This window comes from Streptomyces sp. NBC_01317, from assembly GCF_035961655.1.
GTDB lineage: Bacteria > Actinomycetota > Actinomycetes > Streptomycetales > Streptomycetaceae > Streptomyces.
This window is the reverse complement of the sequence record NZ_CP108393.1, coordinates 4314511-4330982: the sequence shown is the minus strand read 5'-3', so window position 1 is coordinate 4330982 and position 16472 is coordinate 4314511. Positions and strand designations below refer to the sequence as shown.

Below are 16472 nucleotides of genomic sequence, written 5' to 3'. Positions count from 1 at the left end.
CGTGCTCACATGGCGCGGAGCAGGGCGCCCTCCCGCCACTTGAGGATCTTGTCGAAGCTGACCACGGCGCCGCGCCCCGGCCGGTTGCGGAAGTGCACGTGGTCGGCGAGCTGCTCGATCAGACACAGGCCCCGGCCGCCCTCGGCGGTGACGGCGGGGGCCGGGGTCACGGGTACGGTCACCGTCGCACCGGCCGACACGGCGGCGGGGACGGGGGTGGCGGAGGCGGTGGAGTTCGCGGTCGCGCCGACCTGGGTGGTACGGCGCACCATCCGCCGCGCGGGAAAGCCCGGACCCGAATCCGCCACCTCGATACGGCACTTCTCGCCGTCCAGATAGGCCGTCACCTGGTACGCCCCCGGCGCCTCCCCGGGCCCCTCGCCGCCCCCGTGCTCGACGGCGTTGGCGCAGGCCTCGCTGAGCGCGACGGACAGGTCGAAGGAGACGTCCGGGTCGACGCCCGCGGTCTCCATCGTGCCGAGCAGCAGGCGCCGGGCCAGCGGGACGCTCGCGGCTTCGCGCCGCAAGTGCAGAGACCACCAGATGCTCATGCTCCAGCCTCCCGGCCACGGCTCGACATACCGATACGTATTGCCCTTCACGCCGTTTCGTAAGCACGCGGACGACCGGATGGCCCCGATAGCCCCCATTAGCCCCCGTTCGGCGGACGCGTGGACGGGGGACCGCGGTGTATGGCGGCGAACAGGACAGAGAACGGCCTTGCGGACCTGCCCTGCGGCGCCCCGGGGCCCAGTGCGATGATGGCCCGGCCATGTCGTCCGATCACGTCGCTCGCGCCGCAGCCGCTCCACGGCTGCTGAGGACCGCGGTGTTCACCGCGGTCTGCGTTCTGCTGTCCGCGACGGGTCACGTCCTGGCCGCCTGTGCCCCCGTCCCCTGGTGGACCCTGGTCCTCGGCTTCCTGGGGGTCTTCGCGGTCGCCGCTCCGCTCGCCGGACGCGTGCGCTCGACCCCCACCGTCGTCGCGGCCCTGACGGGTGGGCAGCTCGCCCTGCACAGCCTCTTCGGGTTCGGGCAGCAGCACATGGTGATGCCCACGGGCCCGGGCACGAACGACGCCCTCATCAGGATGGCCGCGAAGCTGGTCTGCGGCGCGGGCCCCGTCTCGCTGAGCCCCGTCGACGCGCAACGGATCGTCGCCGACGCCGGGATCAGCCTGACCGGGCACGGCGCCATGGGAACGACTGGCACGGCCGCCGCGCACGGCGCCCACGGCGCCCACGGCATGGTCATGAACGTCGGCCCCATGGCGTCCGCCGACGGACTCCTGCCCTCCCTCCCGATGGTGCTCGGCCACCTGCTGGCCGCGCTCGTGACCGGCTGGCTCCTGCGCCACGGCGACCTCGCGCTGCACCGGCTCGTCCGGCTCTCGGCGCGGGGCGCCGGCGAGGTCAGGGAGAACGCTCAACTGCGCTCCCTGCGCGCCGCCCTCTCTCTCGTACGGGCCCTGCGTGCCGGACTCCCCGGTGCGCCTGCCCCGGGCCCGCGCCTGCCGCGTGCCTCGTACGGCCCCCCGCCGGTACCGGCGGGGGAGACACTCCAGCACACAGTGATCAGGCGCGGGCCGCCGGCCGGCCTCGCTCTCGCCGCCTGACGCGACGCACTCCGCTCGGCACGGGGGTGTGGTCGCCATGCCGTCGCGTGCCCTCCCCACGCGATCGCATCAGTTCGCTCGCCCGATCACTGACTTCTCATCACACCGTGGAGTGTTCCGTGTTCCCAGCCAAGAAGTTCTCCGGTTCGAACGTCGCCCGTGTCACCGTGGCCGGCGGTATCGCCGCTTCCGCCGTCCTGCTGCTGGCGGGCCCGGCGTCCGCGCACGTGAGTGTGCAGCCGCTCGGCGTCGCCGCCAAGGGCGGTTCCGCCATCGTCAACTTCAAGGTCCCCAACGAGCGTGACGACGCCAACACCACCCAGCTGGAGGTGAACATCCCCGCCGACCACCCGCTGGCCTCCGTGATGCCGGAGCCCATCCCGGGCTGGAAGATCGTCGTCACCAAGGCCAAGCTGGCGAAGCCCCTGGAGCTGCACGGCAACCAGATCACCGAGGCGGTCTCCAAGGTCACCTGGACGGCGACCGCCGGCGGCGGGACCCCGTCCGGCCAGTTCCAGCTCTTCCCCGTCTCCCTCAGCCAGCTGCCCGAGGACACCGACCAGCTGGTGTTCAAGGCCATCCAGACGTACTCCGACAAGGAGGTCGTCCGGTGGATCGAGGAGCCGAAGGAAGGCGCGGCCGAGCCCGAGAACCCGGCGCCCGTCCTCCAGCTGACCGCCGCCACCGAGGACGAGCACGGCGCGCCGGCCACCAGCGCCACCGCCAAGCCCGCCGCCGAGGGCAGCGAGGCGCACGACACCTCGAAGACCGAGACGGCCTCCGGCGACTCCAGCGACTCCACCGCCCGTGTCCTCGGGATCACCGGCATCGTCGTCGGCATCGCGGGCGTGGCCTTCGGTGTCCTCGCCGGACGCCGCCGCACCGCCTGACCGGCCCCCCACCCGCCGGTCACGCGCGGCACGCGGAGCTGTGAAGCCATGGAGCCGTGGCGTCGCGACATTGCGAGACTGTGATGTCGCGACGCCACGACACCACGACGTGGTGACGTGGCCACGTGGTGAAACGTGGTGACGTTCCGACGGACGGAGACATCGCAGCCCGACCACCCACCGTCCGGGCCCTCACGGACCCGCGTGCCCGGTACCGGCATCCCGCACCCCTCGACCAGGAAACACCTCCCATGCGTAAGAAGACCGTGTCCACCGCCGCCGCCCTCGCGGTGCTGACGGCACTCACCCTGACCGCGTGCGGCGACGGCGGTGGCAGCGACGCCGCCAAGCCGATCGCCGACATCTCCATGCAGCCGAAGAACAAGGCCGCGACCGTGCTCGACCAGCCCTTCACCAAGCCCGACTTCGTCCTCACCGACACCAAGGGCAAGCCGTACAACTTCCGCGAGCGGACCAAGGGCAAGGCGACGCTCATCTACTTCGGCTACACCAACTGCCCGGACGTCTGCCCGACCACGATGAGCAACATCGCCATCGCCAAGAAGTCCCTCCCCAAGGCCGACCAGGACAAGCTCCAGGTCGTCTTCGTCACCACCGACCCGGCCAGGGACACCCCCGCGTCGCTCGCCAAGTGGCTGCCCGCCGCCGGCGATCCCTCCTTCGTCGGGCTCACCGGAGACTTCAAGGCCATCCAGGCCGGCGCCCGCAGCATCGGCATCGGCATCGACCCGGCCACGACGAACAAGGACGGCACTGTCGTCTCCATGCACGGAGCGCAGGTCATCGCGTTCTCCCCGAAGACCGACGGCGGCTACCTCCTGTACGGCGACGACGCGTCCTCGGACGACTACGCCAAGGACCTCCCGAAGATCATCAAGGGAGAGAACCCGTGACGGGAGACACCGCCGCCCCCGTCCCGGCCCCCGCCCCGTCGCCCGCCCTCCGCACGTCGCCGCGCCTCGTCGTGGCCGGTGGTCTCACCTCCGCCCTGGCACTGGCGTTGATACTCGTCGGCTGCTCGTCCGGATCGTCCACCTCCTCGAAGTCGCCCGAACTGAAGGTCAGCGGGGCCTACATGCCGCGCCCGGTCAGTGACCTCGCGGCGGGCTTCCTCGTCGTCACCAACAGCGGCGGAGCCGCCGACAAACTCACCTCCGTCACCAGCGCTCTCTCCGACAACATCACCATCCACAAGACCGAGGACCAGAAAATGATGGAGGTGACGTCCTTCGACATCCCGGCGGGCGGCACCCTGGATCTCGCACGCGGCGGGAACCACATCATGTTCGCCGAGCTCAAGCAGCAGCCGAAGCAAGGCCAGGAGATCGGCATCGAGCTGCACTTCGAGAAGGCCGACCCCATCAAGGTCGAGCTTCCCGTGAAGGAGACCACGTACAACCCGGCCCAGAACTGAGGGACTGAACACCATGACGACCACCGCCCCGCGCTTCGGAGCCGCACCGGCCGCACCACTCGTGCGACTGCTGCTCGTCGCCACCGTGCTGCTCGGCACCGTCTTCACCGTGCTGTCCGGCACGGCGTCGGCGCATGCCGCACTGACCGGCAGCACCCCCGAGGACGGGGCGGTGGTCGCCACCGCCCCCAAGGACGTCACCCTCACCTTCTCCGAGCAGGTCGCCCTGAGCGACAGCTCGATCCGTGTCCTCGACCCGAGCAACAAGCGGGTCGACACCCAGAAGATCCGGAACCTGAGCAGCGGGAAAACGGTCAGCTACGCCGTGGATCTGCACGCCGGTCTGCCCGACGGCACCTACACCGTCGCCTGGCAGGCCGTCTCGGCCGACAGCCACCCCGTCTCGGGCGCCTTCACCTTCTCCATCGGGGCCCCCTCGAAGACCGAGGCCACCCTGCCCGCCGAGAAGGCCGGCGGCGGCCTGGTCGGCTTCCTCTACGACGTCGCGCGCTACGTCTCGTACGCCGGTTTCATCCTCCTCGTCGGTGGTTCCGCCTTCGTCCTCGGCAGCTGGCCGCGCGGCGCGTCCGTCCGGCCTCTGCAACGGCTGGTCGTCCAGGGCTGGATCGCCCTCACCGCCGCCACGCTTGTCCTCCTCCTGCTCCGCACCCCCTATACCGGCTCGGGCGAACTGGCCGACGCCTTCGACCTGGGCGGACTGCGGGCCGTCCTCACCACCAAGTCCGGCACCGCCCTCGTCTCCCGGCTGCTGCTCCTCGGCGCCGCCGCGCTCTTCGTGGCCGTTCTCTTCGGCGCGTACGGCCGCCGGGAAACACCCACGAACGAGGACGAGGCGAAGGAGAAGAAGGACCTCACCTTCGGACTCGCCGTCGGCGGCGTTGTCGTCGCGGCCGGCATCGCCGCCACCTGGGCGCTCTCCGAGCACGCGTCGACCGGGATCCAGGCCGGTCTCGCCATGCCGGTGGACGTCCTGCACCTGCTGGCGGTGGCGACCTGGCTCGGCGGCCTGACTGCCCTGCTCGTCGCGCTGTACCGGGCGCCCTCCATCGAGGCCGCGGCGGTGCGGCGCTTCTCGCGTACCGCGTTCGTCAGCGTCGTCGTACTCGCCGCGACCGGGCTCTACCAGTCCTGGCGGCAGGTCGGATCGTGGTCGGCGCTCGGGGACACGTCATACGGGCAACTCCTCCTGGTGAAGGTCGGGCTGGTCGCCGTCCTGATCGCCATCGCCTTCTTCTCGCGGCGATGGACAGCACGGCTGGGAGAGTCGGGGGCGGTCCCGGCGGAGGCCGGGACAGAAGCGAGGGCAGAAGCGAAGGCAGAAGCGAAGTCGACGACGGAAGCGGAAACGTCGGAGCCATCAGAAACAAGGACAGAGACAGGGACAGGGACAGGGGCGGGGGCTGAGGCCGCAGCGGAGACAGGGGCCGGGAGCGGGTCTGGGGCTGCGGTCCTGGCCGGTGCCGGAGCGGCGGCCGGGAGCGGAGCGGAAAGCGCGTCGGGGTCGGAGACCTCGACCGGACAGGGGACCCGGTCCGAGACCGTCACCGCGAGCACAACCGCGGTCGGCGATACTCAAAGGATTGCCCAGCTCGCCCGCCAGCAAGCCGCGATGGCGACAGCACGCCAAAAGCGACTGCGCGACGCCGACACCGAACGCTCCGGACTGCGCCGTTCCGTCCTGGCCGAGGCCGGCGTCGCCGTCGTACTCCTCGCCGTCACCACCGTACTGACGTCGACCGAGCCCGGCCGGACCGCCGAACAGGAAGCGAACCGGACAGGCGCCTCCGCCAGCGCGCCCGCGACCGCCGGGCCCATCGACGTCACCCTGCCCTTCGACACCGGCGGCCAGAACGGCAAGGGAACAGTGCGGGTGACCCTCGACCCCGGCACGTCCGGCGCCAACCTGATGCACCTCTACATAGACGGGCCGGACGGGCAGCCCCTCGACGTGCCCGAGGTGAAGGTGGCCTTCACCCTGACCTCCCAGAAGATCGGCCCGCTGCCGATCGTCCCCGAGCGGTTCGCCGCCGGACACTGGAGCGCGGACGGGGTACAGCTCCCGATGCCGGGCGTCTGGAAGCTCCAGGTGACCGTGCGTACCTCCGATATCGACCAGATCACCGTCGACAAGAACGTGAAGATCGGCTGACCCCGTGAGCGACACCAGGCAGAACAAACTCGCCCGGAACGACCGGAACAACCGGCCCGACGGCGACAACGAGGACGGCCGGAGCGGCCGGAACCCGGACGGCGTCTCCCGCCGCCGCCTCCTCGGCACCGCGAGCGCCGTCGGAGCCGCCGGACTGGCACTCGGCGCGGCGGGCGGAGCCGCGGCCTCCGCCGCCGGCCGGAGCGAACCCGCCCCCGTCACCGCGCTGACCACCCTCGGCACGGACACGGTCGCCTTCCACGGCGCCCACCAGCCGGGCATCACCACCCCGCTGCACGCGCGGGGCCACCTCGTCGCCTTCGACCTGGCGCCGGGAGCGGGACGCAAGGAAGCGAGCGCGCTGCTGCGCCGCTGGTCCGCCTCGGCCCGGGCCCTGATGGCCGGGGAACCGGCCGCCGGCCACGACACCGGTGTCGCCCTGGACGCCGGCCCGTCCTCCCTCACCGTCACCTTCGGCTTCGGCCGTACCTTCTTCGACCGTACGAACCTGACCGGCCGCCGGCCCTCCGCGCTCGACCCGCTCCCCCCGTTCTCCTCCGACCACCTCGACAGCTGGCGCAGCGACGGCGACCTCTGGATCCAGATCGGCGCCGACGACGCGCTGGTCGCCTTCCACGCGCTGCGCACACTCCAGAAGGACGCGGGCGCCGCCGCCCGGGTCAGGTGGCAGATGAACGGGTTCAACCGCACCCCCGGCGCGACCCCGCACCCCATGACGGCCCGCAACCTCATGGGCCAACTCGACGGGACCGCCAACCCCAAACCGTCCGAGCCCGACTTCGACCGGCGCGTCTTCCTGCCGTCCACCCCCGCGGCCGACACCACGGCCTCGGAGGACACCGCCTGGATGGCGGGCGGCTCCTACGCCGTCGTACGGCGCATCCGCATGCTCCTCGACGACTGGGAGCAGCTCTCCCTCCACAAACAGGAACAGGTCATCGGCCGCCGCAAGGCCGACGGCGCGCCCCTCACCGGCGGGACGGAGAGCACCAAGCTCGCCCTCGACACCGTCGGCCCCGACGGCAGGCTCGTCATCCCCGGCAACGCGCACGCGCGCATCTCCGCCCCCGAGGCGAACGGCGGAGCCGCCATGCTGCGCCGCCCCTTCTCCTTCCACGACGGGATCGGCCCGGACGGAACGCCGGACGCGGGGCTGCTCTTCGTCTGCTGGCAGGCCGATCCGCTCAAGGGATTCGTACCCGTGCAACGCAAGCTCGACCGCGGTGACGCGCTTTCGGCGTACATCCGCCACGAGGCGAGCGGGCTGTTCGCGGTGCCGGGCGGGGCACGCGAGGGCGAGTACGTGGGCCAGCGCCTCCTGGAGGCCTAGTAGGTCGCTCGGGCGCCGTACGCGTCCAGCTCAAGGGCATGATCCCGGAGCGGGCACCTCCACCGGCCTATTAGGGTGACCGTATGTCGGCCACGCGCTACACGTATCTCGGCCCCGAGGGCACCTTCACCGAGGCCGCCCTCCGTACGCTCCCGGAAGCCGCCACGCGTGAGCTGATCCCGATGGTGTCCGTACCGGCGGCCCTCGACGCCGTACGGAACGGGGACGCCGCGGCCGCCCTCGTACCGATCGAGAACTCGGTCGAGGGCGGGGTGACGGCCACGCTCGACGAACTCGCCTCCGGCGAACCGCTGATGATCTACCGCGAGGTGCTGCTCCCGATCGCCTTCGCGCTGCTCGTACGGCCCGGCACGGAGCTCTCCGAGGTGAAGACGGTGACCGGTCATCCGGTCGCCCAGCCCCAGGTGCGCAACTGGCTGCGGACCCATCTGCCGGACGCGTTGTGGGAGTCGGCGGCCTCGAACGCGGACGGCGCGCGGCTGGTACAGGAGGGCCGTTTCGACGCGGCGTTCGCGGGTGAGTTCGCGGCGGCGACGTACAGGCTGACGCCGCTGGTCACCGAGATCCACGACGCGGAGAACGCCGAGACGCGGTTCGTGCTGGTGGGCCGCCCCGCGCGGCCCGCGTCGCCGACCGGGGCCGACAAGACCTCGGTCGTCATCTGGCTGGGCGACGACCGTCCCGGCGCGCTGCTCGAACTGCTCCAGGAGTTCGCGGTGCGGGGGGTCAACCTGATGCTGATCCAGTCGCGGCCGACGGGCGCGGGCATCGGCAACTACTGCTTCGCCGTGGACGCCGAGGGGCACATCGCGGACCGGCGGGTGGGGGAGGCGCTGATGGGGCTCAAGCGGATCTGCCCCAAGGTGCGGTTCCTGGGGTCGTACCCCCGGGCGGGGGTGTCGGCGGCCGACGCGGGGCAGTTGCGGCCCGGCACCTCGGACGCCGAGTTCATCGAGGCGGCGGACTGGCTGACGCGCAGCCAGGACGGCCGGGCCTGAGCGCGTAGGCCGCGGCCGGCCCACGTACGCAGGAAACATGCACGCGGCACACGTACGTCTCGGGTGCGCGGCACCCCTACCTCTCGGCCTGCGCATCTTTCTCAGCCTGTGGATGCAGACCAAAGTTATCCACAGGCTTGCTTCTCGACCTGGGGACAAGTCGATAACCCAACCCGGCGCAGTCGACAAATCACCCTAGTCACCCCACTCCCGTCCACAGGGCGCCAGGTCGCCCGTGTCACCCCAATTCCAGCGACCAACTCGTCAGAGTGAGCCATTCCCACCCGAATGAGTGTGTGAAGTGGGTTTGAGCGGGGAATTCTTCGGCCTGCACGCAGACCCCGGAATGATCGCTTCCGCCATCCACAGAACTCCCACACAGCCTGTGGATAACTCTGCCGGTAACACACAGCCCACTGTGGACAACTCAACGCGGTCGCCACCCCCAAGTCCCCTTCTCCACAAGGACGGTGAGTCAAGGCGGCGAGGCCCGACTGCCCCTTTCCGGGGAATTGGATCACTTTCATTGACGCGAGGCGAATACCCTCCAAGATCACCCCCGCCTTCACCGCTGCGCACTTTTCTCAATTTGCACAATTCCGGCAAGCAGGACAAAGAGACACGCGTGCCGATATCGAGTGGGGTGGTGTCGGTGGGCACCGGTAGCCTTGTGGGGTGATTGACCTTCGCCTGCTCCGTGAGGACCCCGACCGTGTCCGCGCCTCCCAGCGCGCCCGTGGAGAGGACGTCGCGCTCGTCGACGCCCTGCTCTCCGCCGATGAGCGGCGCAGGTCGTCCGGCCTCCGCTTCGACGAGCTGCGCTCCGAGCAGAAGTCGCTCGGCAAGCTGATCCCCAAGGCCTCGCCCGAGGAGAAGGCCGAGCTGCTCAGGAAGGCCGAGCAGCTCAAGTCCGACGTCAAGGCCGCCGACGTGGCGCAGCACGAGGCCGACGACGAGGCCAAGCGGCTGCTGCTCCAGCTGGGCAACGTGGTGCACCCCGACGTCCCGGTGGGCGGCGAGGAGGACTTCGTCGTCCTGGAGACGCACGGCACGATCCGCGACTTCGCCGCGGAGGGCTTCGAGCCCAAGGACCACCTGGAGCTGGGCGAGGCGCTGGGCGCCATCGACGTCGAGCGGGGCGCCAAGGTGTCCGGCTCGCGCTTCTACTACCTGACGGGGATCGGCGCGCTGCTGGAGCTCGCTCTGGTGAACGCGTCGATCGCGCAGGCCACCGAGGCCGGCCTCGTCCCGATGCTCACGCCCGCGCTGGTCCGCCCGCGCGCGATGGAGGGCACGGGCTTCCTCGGCCAGGCCGCGGAGAACGTGTACCACCTGGAGAAGGACGACTACTACCTGGTCGGTACGTCGGAAGTCCCGCTCGCCGCCTACCACATGGACGAGATCATCGAGGCCGGCAAGCTGCCGCTGCGCTACGCGGGCTTCTCGCCGTGCTTCCGCCGTGAGGCGGGGACGTACGGCAAGGACACGCGGGGCATCTTCCGCGTCCACCAGTTCGACAAGGTCGAGATGTTCTCGTACGTCGACCCGGCGGAGGCGGAGGCCGAGCACCGGCGGCTTCTGGACTGGGAGAAGCAGTGGCTGAGCGCTCTCGGGCTGCCCTTCCAGGTGATCGACGTGGCCTCGGGTGATCTGGGCGCCTCGGCCTCGCGGAAGTTCGACTGCGAGGCGTGGATCCCGACGCAGGGCAAGTACCGCGAGTTGACGTCGGCGTCCAACTGTGACGGCTTCCAGGCCCGCCGGCTGTCCATCCGGATGCGGGACGGCAAGCAGGTGAAGCCGCTGTCGACGCTGAACGGCACGCTGTGCGCCGTACCGCGCACGATCGTGGCGCTGCTGGAGAACCATCAGCAGGCGGACGGTTCGGTGTGGGTGCCCGAGGTGCTCCGTCCGTACCTGGGCGGGCGTGAGATTCTGGAGCCGATCGCCAAGTGAGCGCCGCCGCCGCCTCTTCGGCCTCCCCGGCCGGCGACTCCGCCGGTAGGGGGGCGCCGTTCCCGTACAAACTTGTGGCGACCGACCTCGACGGCACGCTGCTGCGTGAGGATTCCACGGTCTCCCCGCGCACCCGTGAAGCGCTCGCCGCGGCGACCGCGGCGGGCGCCGCTCACATCATCGTGACGGGGCGCGCCGTGCCGTGGACCCGGCGCATCCTGGACGACCTCGGGTACGACGGTCTGGCGGTGTGCGGTCAAGGGGCGCAGGTCTATCACGCGGGCGAGCACAGGCTGTTGACGTCGGTGACGCTGGACCGGCAGCTGGCCGGGGCGGCGCTGGCCAAGATCGAGGCGGAGGTCGGTCCGCTGGCGCTTGCCGTGAGCCAGGACGGCCTGGACGGCGAGGTGCTGTTCGGCCCCGGCTACCGGGTGCACGAGGGGCCGCTCGCCTCGGTGGCCGAGGACGATCCGGTGAAGATGTTCTCGGCGCCGCTGAACAAGGTGTACATCCAGCATCCTGAGCTGGACGACGACGAGTTGACGCGGATCGCGCGGGCGGCGGTCGGCGACATGGTCGCGGTGGTGATGGCGGGCGCCGGCGTGGTGGAGATCCTGCCGCTGGGGCTGAGCAAGGCCACGGGGCTGTCGCTGGCGGCGCGCCGGCTGGGCGTGAAGGCGGCGGACACGATCGCGTTCGGCGACATGCCGAACGACATCCCGATGTTCGGCTGGGCGCGGCACGGCGTGGCGATGGCCAACGCGCACCGGGAGTTGAAGGCCGTGGCCGACGAGGTCACGGCGTCGAACGAGGACGACGGCATCGCGGTGGTGCTGGAGAAGCTGCTGCTCCAGGGCTGAGAGTTCGGAGATCCGTGGTGCCTTGTGGGTACGTGGCACTTTCCGGGCCCGTGTGCGGAGGATGCGCGGATCGAACGCGCGCGGGGGGTGTGTACCCCGACGACGGCTTAGCAAGCCGCTGCCTTACCACTCGGCCAATCCTCCGGGAAGGGCGGCCCGCGCGTACGCGCGCTCGAAGCGGCCGCCCCGGGCAGCGCGTCGGCGGCCGCACGGAGCAGATGATGGCTACTCCGGAGCCTGCGCGACGCTGCCCTGGTGGGAACTCGACGGACTGCAACTCCCCGTCATCGCCGCGCTCCTCTCCCGGTCCTGTGGTGGTGCTCCAACACCAACTACTGTGCCCGGTGGTCCGATTCGGCGCCACCGAATTACGGGCGGTACGAAGCACGCGGTGAGCGGTGAGCGGTACGTACGGTACGGCCCGTGCCTGCCGCCCGACGGACGGATGTCCGCCCGGGTGGACAGGCACGGGCCTCCTACCGGATCAGCGATGATCAGCGACGCCTACGGCCGCGGCGCAGATCCCTCAGCTCGTGCACGACGTCGTCCACCCGGCCGTCGATGCGCTTGATGTCGTCGGACAACGCGCACAGCCGGTGGCTGATCGCCGCCACCACCTTGTTGGTGGCGTCCAGTCGCCGGTCCAGGTTGTCGAGCCGGATGGACATCCGGTTCAGGACGGGACCCAGTTCCTGGAGGGCGACGCCGACTCCACCGAGGCAGGCCTCGACGTTGGTCAGGCGCCGGTCCAGGGAGGCGTACCCCTCGCGCCAGCCCTCCTCGGCGTCGAGGAGGTACGTACGGACGCACCGGGCGATGTCGCTGTCGCGAAGTAGCATCGCGACGTTGAGGACGGAACGGCGGGTGTAGAGGGTCAGCTGGGTGACTGCCTGTGGATAACTTTCGCCCCCACCGTCGCCCCATAGTGACAACATGTCACTATGAAAGCTTCGCAGGTCAGAGCCTCGCAGCACGCGCATCCCGTTCTCGGTCAGCTCCGCTCGGTGCCGTGCGGTCAACTGCCTGATGACGTCTGTGGATACTTCGAAGTACCGGGACGCGTCCTCTGTGCGGATGTGAATTCCGTCCGGGAGCATGACAAGAGCCTTGACCTTGTCGAGCGCGTCGACCCGCCCCAGGTGCTCGGCGCGCATGGTGCGCGATTCGAGCAAGGCGACTTCCGATGGCATGGAGATGCCTTCCGTTCGTGAAACCGATGATGGTCGGCCCTGTCCCCGGGCTCAGGGGCGGAGGTCGGCTCACGGTGCTACTCACTCAACGACCGGTGCGGCTTCTCACCCTTCACCGGCAATCCTCAAATTCACGAACGCTCGACGTCACGAACTCCAATTGCCTCCACGCAACCTGGACAACGAACCGATAAGCGTACAGTTACGCCGCAACCCCCGCCCATCGGGCAGGGGTTGCGTCACACGCGGCGGTTCGCCTGCTTCGAGGTCGTCTGCGTCGGCTATTCGTCGCCCGCCAGCGTCAGCGTGCGGAGCTTCTGGCCCGCGTACCAGGTCGCGGCCACGGTGACGATCGCCAGGAGCGCCACCGCCGTCGGCAGTTTCACGTCCGAGGTGATGATGCCGTCGCCGCCGATCTTCTGCGCCAGTGCCAGCGCCCACTGCTGGACGCTCAGGGTGCGGGCGCCCGCCACCAGGCTGCCGAAGAGGGTCTCCCAGACCAGCGCGTAGACCAGGCCGATGACCACCGCGTGCCGGCTGACCGTACCGAGCAGCAGGAACAGAGCGCTGTACGCGATCGACGCGACGAGCGCGGCGACGGTGTAGGCGATGGCGATCTGCTGGCCGTTGCCGTTCAGGATGTAGCCCGCGATGAACGTGGGGACGGCGGAGAAGGCCATGGTCACGGCGATCGCCACGATCAGCTTGGTGAAGATGATCGTGGGCCGCTTGAGCGGCTTGGCGAGCAGGTAGACGATCGAGCCGTCGTCGATCTCCGGGCCGATCGCTCCCGTACCCGCGATCACGCCGATCAGCGGCACCATCGTGGCGATGGCGAAGCCGCCCAGCACGTCCGACGCGACCTGGTCGTCCGCACCGCTGAACGCGCGGACGGCGATCGCGATGACGATCAGCAGGGCGGGCAGTACGAAGAGGATCGCGGCCCGGCGCCGGCCGAGCAGGGCCCGGTAGGTGAGCCGGGCGACTGTGGGGTCGTACATGACGTCACAGCTCCTTTCTGGGCGCTCAGGCCGTTACGAGGTAGGAGAAGACCGACTCGAGGGATTCGTCCGAGGGCGAGACCGTGAGCAGCCGGATGGAGTGCTCACGGGCGACCCGCGGCAGCAGTGCGGTGAAGCGGCTGAAGTCGACCGCCTGGATGCGCAGCGCGCCCTCGGCGAGGTCCACCTCGATGCCGGCCGTCGACGGATCGGCGATCAGCGCGGCGGCGAGCGCGCGGTCGTCGCTGGACCGTACGAGATAGCGGTGCGGCCGGTCGGTCATCAGGCGGCGGATCTTGCGGAAGTCACCGCTCGCGGCGTGCCGTCCCGCCACGATCACCTCGATGTGCGAGGCCAGTTGCTCGACCTCTTCGAGGATATGGGACGAGAAGAGGACGGTGCGGCCCGTGGCGCCCATTCGCCGCAGCAGTTCCATCAACTGCATGCGCTGGCGCGGGTCCATGCCGTTGAACGGCTCGTCGAGCAGCAGCACCGACGGGTCGTGGACCAGCGCGGACGCCATTTTCACGCGCTGGCGCATGCCCTTGCTGTACGTCGCGATCTTGCGGTCCTGCGCGTACTCCATCTCGACCGTGGCGAGCGCCGTGTGGGCCGCTTTCGCACCCAGTCCGTGCAGTTCGGCGTTGGCGACGACAAATTCGAGGCCGGTGAGGAAGTCGTACATCGCCTCGCGCTCGGGCACGATCCCGATCTGGCGGTACACGGACTCGTTGCGCCAGATCGGCGCGCCGTCGAGCGTGACGGTTCCCGTGGAGGGGGCGAGGAAACCACCCATCATGTTGATGAGGGTGGACTTCCCGGCACCGTTGGGGCCGAGCAGTCCGGTCACGCCGGGGCCGACGGTCATGGTCACGTCGTTGACGGCGACCACGTTCCCGAACCAGCGGGAGGCGTGCTCGATGTTGATGGTGGTCACAGCCCGACCTTCCGGTAACGGCGCATGAGGACGGCGTACGAGCCGGCGATGAGCGCGAGGACGACCAGCAGGTAGAGCACGCCGAGGCCGGCCGAGGGGCCCACGCCGCCGGGGAAGCTGGAGGAAGCGCCCAGGAACGCGGTCTGTACGCCGTCGATGAGCGTGACCGGCGAGAAGAGGCCGAGCCACTTGGCCGCGCCGTCCGAGCCCGTCCCGACGGCGATGCCCTGGACCGTGCTGACGGCTCCGTACGTGATGGTCAGGGTCGCGATCACGGCGGCGACGCCGAACCCGCGGCGCGGGGTGAACGCGGCCATCACCAGGCCGAGTCCGCCGAAGAGGAGGGAGAGCAGCGCCACCGATACCAGCCCCTGTCCGAATCCCTTGGTCTGGTCGGCGAAGTCCATCTTCGCGAGCAGGGAACCCGCGTAGAGGATGACGAGCGGCGACGCGGTCAGGACGAAGAGCGCCGAGGCCATCGCGCCGTACTTGGCGAGGACGTAGTCGACGCGCTCGATGGGGCGTGAGAAGTAGAGGGGCACCGTCTTGAACCGCAGGTCGCGGGAGACGGACTGGGGGGCCTGCGACGCGAGGTAGAGACCGATGACGGCCTGGGTGAAGATCGCGTAGCGCGTGTAGTCGAGCGGCAGGCTCTTCAGGTTGGTCGCGATGGCGACCGCCACGATGATCCCCGCGGGCAGGCACATCACCGCGAAGAGGATCATGGGCAGGACCTTGGACTTGGCGGAGCGGCCGAGGCCGTACGAGCCCCGCAGGGACTGCGAGTAGAGGGAGCGGCGGGCGTACGCGCGGCCCAGCCGGGCGCCGTCGTAGTTGCGGTAGCCGATGTTGTGGATACGGGTGGTGTCGGCCCCCAGGGGGGTGCCGGCGGGGGCCTCGGTCTCAGCGCTCATCTCCGTCTCCTCCCTTCTGGAGTGCGTACTGCTCGTCGGCGGCGGCTGCCGTCGCGGGTACGACGGCTCCCGCGTGTGTGACCGGTTCGGTCCCGGCGGGGTCCGCCGTTTCGGCCGCTTGAGGGCGGAAGACCTCGGCGATGTGGTGGCGGCGCTGTTCCATCCGTACGAGGCCGAGCCCGAGTTCGGCGACGGTGTCACGGACGATGTCGTACGTCTCCTCCCCCGCGGCCTCGATCAGCAGGATGTGCCCGGCCCCGGGCAGCCCCTCCTCCATGCCCGCGTGGAGCGTCAGCCCCGCCGTGGTGAGGTGCTCGCGGAGGGTCCGCGTGCCGTCGGGGTGGGTGTCCGTGTCGGTGACCTCGACCGCGAGGGTCGTGGTGATCTGGGTGAAGTCGCTGGTGGAGCTGGAGCGCAGCAGCTTCCCGCCGTCGATGACGACGACGTGGTCACAGGTGCGTTCGAGCTCGCCCAGGAGGTGCGAGGTCACCAGGACGGAGATGCCGAAGTCGCTGTAGACCCGGCGGATCAGGCCGAGCATCTCGTCCCGGCCGACCGGGTCGAGGCCGTTGGTGGGCTCGTCCAGGAGGACGAGTTGGGGGTCGTGGACCAAGGCCTGCGCGAGTTTGACGCGCTGCTTCATGCCGGTCGAGTAGCCGCCGATGGGGCGGTACCGCTCCTCGTAGAGACCGACGTGGCGCAGCGTGTCCGCCGTGCGCTCGCGGGCCGCCGTCGGAGGGAGTCCGGACATGCGTGCCATGTGGACGACGAACTCTGTGGCCGAGACGTCCGGTGGCAGGCAGTCGTGCTCGGGCATGTACCCGACGCGCTCCCGGATGGCGGCGCCACTGGTGGCGACGTCGAGCCCGAGCACCGCGGCCCGGCCTTCCGTGGCGGGGGACAAACCCAGCAGGATCTTGATCATGGTGGACTTGCCGGCTCCGTTGGCGCCCACCAGGCCGGTCACGCCGGGTCCGATGTCCAGGGAGAGCCGGTCAAGCGCGGTTACCCGAGGGAACCTTTTGCTCAGACCTTCAGTCGCGATCACAGTCACACTCCGAAGGTAGTGGCGCGGACCACAGGGGTCGTCAGACCAGACGGCTGGATCGGCCTCCCCCTGGAGATGTACGGAACCCG

At 70.0% G+C, this 16472-nt stretch carries 15 protein-coding genes and 1 tRNA gene; 9 read left to right on the top strand and 7 right to left on the bottom strand.

Annotated features, from left to right (window positions below; translation table 11 throughout):
• Positions 1 to 5: 5 nt before the first annotated feature.
• Positions 6 to 551, bottom strand: a complete 546-nt coding sequence (locus tag OG349_RS18570; protein ID WP_327235678.1) for an ATP-binding protein — start codon at positions 549 to 551, stop codon at positions 6 to 8.
• A 221-nt stretch (positions 552 to 772) separates the two neighbouring features.
• On the opposite strand from OG349_RS18570, the gene OG349_RS18565 reads away from it, so the two are divergent.
• The 9 genes from OG349_RS18565 (at position 773) to OG349_RS18525 (ending at position 11293) form a co-directional block, all read left to right on the top strand.
• Complete coding sequence (locus tag OG349_RS18565; RefSeq protein ID WP_327235677.1) at positions 773 to 1615, top strand: hypothetical protein; 843 nt, start codon at positions 773 to 775, stop codon at positions 1613 to 1615.
• A gap of 119 nt (positions 1616 to 1734) precedes the next feature.
• Positions 1735 to 2505, top strand: coding sequence for a YcnI family copper-binding membrane protein (locus tag OG349_RS18560; protein WP_327235676.1), 771 nt, complete (start codon positions 1735 to 1737; stop codon positions 2503 to 2505).
• Positions 2506 to 2756: 251 nt separating this feature from the next.
• On the top strand, positions 2757 to 3419 hold the full coding sequence (locus OG349_RS18555) for an SCO family protein (protein ID WP_327235675.1): 663 nt from the start codon (positions 2757 to 2759) through the stop codon (positions 3417 to 3419).
• Between the two features lie 71 nt (positions 3420 to 3490).
• Positions 3491 to 3940, top strand: a complete 450-nt coding sequence (locus OG349_RS18550) for a copper chaperone PCu(A)C (protein WP_442806396.1) — start codon at positions 3491 to 3493, stop codon at positions 3938 to 3940.
• A 13-nt stretch (positions 3941 to 3953) separates the two neighbouring features.
• Positions 3954 to 6110 (top strand): copper resistance CopC/CopD family protein, encoded by a 2157-nt coding sequence (locus OG349_RS18545; protein ID WP_327235674.1) that lies wholly within the window; start codon positions 3954 to 3956, stop codon positions 6108 to 6110.
• Between the two features lie 4 nt (positions 6111 to 6114).
• Positions 6115 to 7461, top strand: a complete 1347-nt coding sequence (gene efeB / locus OG349_RS18540; protein WP_327235673.1) for an iron uptake transporter deferrochelatase/peroxidase subunit — start codon at positions 6115 to 6117, stop codon at positions 7459 to 7461.
• Between the two features lie 83 nt (positions 7462 to 7544).
• Entirely contained in the window at positions 7545 to 8480 is a 936-nt protein-coding gene (gene pheA / locus OG349_RS18535; RefSeq protein WP_327235672.1) for a prephenate dehydratase, read from the top strand.
• Between the two features lie 675 nt (positions 8481 to 9155).
• Complete coding sequence (gene serS / locus OG349_RS18530; RefSeq protein WP_327235671.1) at positions 9156 to 10433, top strand: serine--tRNA ligase; 1278 nt, start codon at positions 9156 to 9158, stop codon at positions 10431 to 10433.
• Between the two features lie 74 nt (positions 10434 to 10507).
• Positions 10508 to 11293 (top strand): HAD family hydrolase, encoded by a 786-nt coding sequence (locus OG349_RS18525; protein WP_327238615.1) that lies wholly within the window; start codon positions 10508 to 10510, stop codon positions 11291 to 11293.
• A gap of 55 nt (positions 11294 to 11348) precedes the next feature.
• On the opposite strand, the gene OG349_RS18520 is transcribed toward OG349_RS18525, so the two are convergent.
• From OG349_RS18520 to OG349_RS18495, 6 genes are all read right to left on the bottom strand, one after another.
• Positions 11349 to 11437: transfer RNA gene (locus tag OG349_RS18520), tRNA-Ser, on the bottom strand.
• 350 nt (positions 11438 to 11787) lie between these two features.
• Positions 11788 to 12483, bottom strand: a complete 696-nt coding sequence (locus tag OG349_RS18515; RefSeq protein ID WP_327235670.1) for a hypothetical protein — start codon at positions 12481 to 12483, stop codon at positions 11788 to 11790.
• 281 nt (positions 12484 to 12764) lie between these two features.
• Positions 12765 to 13484, bottom strand: coding sequence for an ABC transporter permease (locus OG349_RS18510; protein WP_327235669.1), 720 nt, complete (start codon positions 13482 to 13484; stop codon positions 12765 to 12767).
• A 25-nt stretch (positions 13485 to 13509) separates the two neighbouring features.
• Positions 13510 to 14421: an ABC transporter ATP-binding protein gene (locus OG349_RS18505; RefSeq protein WP_327235668.1), complete on the bottom strand. Its 912-nt coding sequence runs from the start codon at positions 14419 to 14421 to the stop codon at positions 13510 to 13512.
• Entirely contained in the window at positions 14418 to 15335 is a 918-nt protein-coding gene (locus OG349_RS18500; RefSeq protein WP_327235667.1) for an ABC transporter permease, read from the bottom strand. The genes OG349_RS18505 and OG349_RS18500 overlap by 4 nt, the downstream gene beginning before the upstream one ends.
• Positions 15325 to 16383, bottom strand: a complete 1059-nt coding sequence (locus OG349_RS18495; RefSeq protein WP_327235666.1) for an ABC transporter ATP-binding protein — start codon at positions 16381 to 16383, stop codon at positions 15325 to 15327. The genes OG349_RS18500 and OG349_RS18495 overlap by 11 nt, the downstream gene beginning before the upstream one ends.
• Positions 16384 to 16472 lie beyond the last annotated feature (89 nt).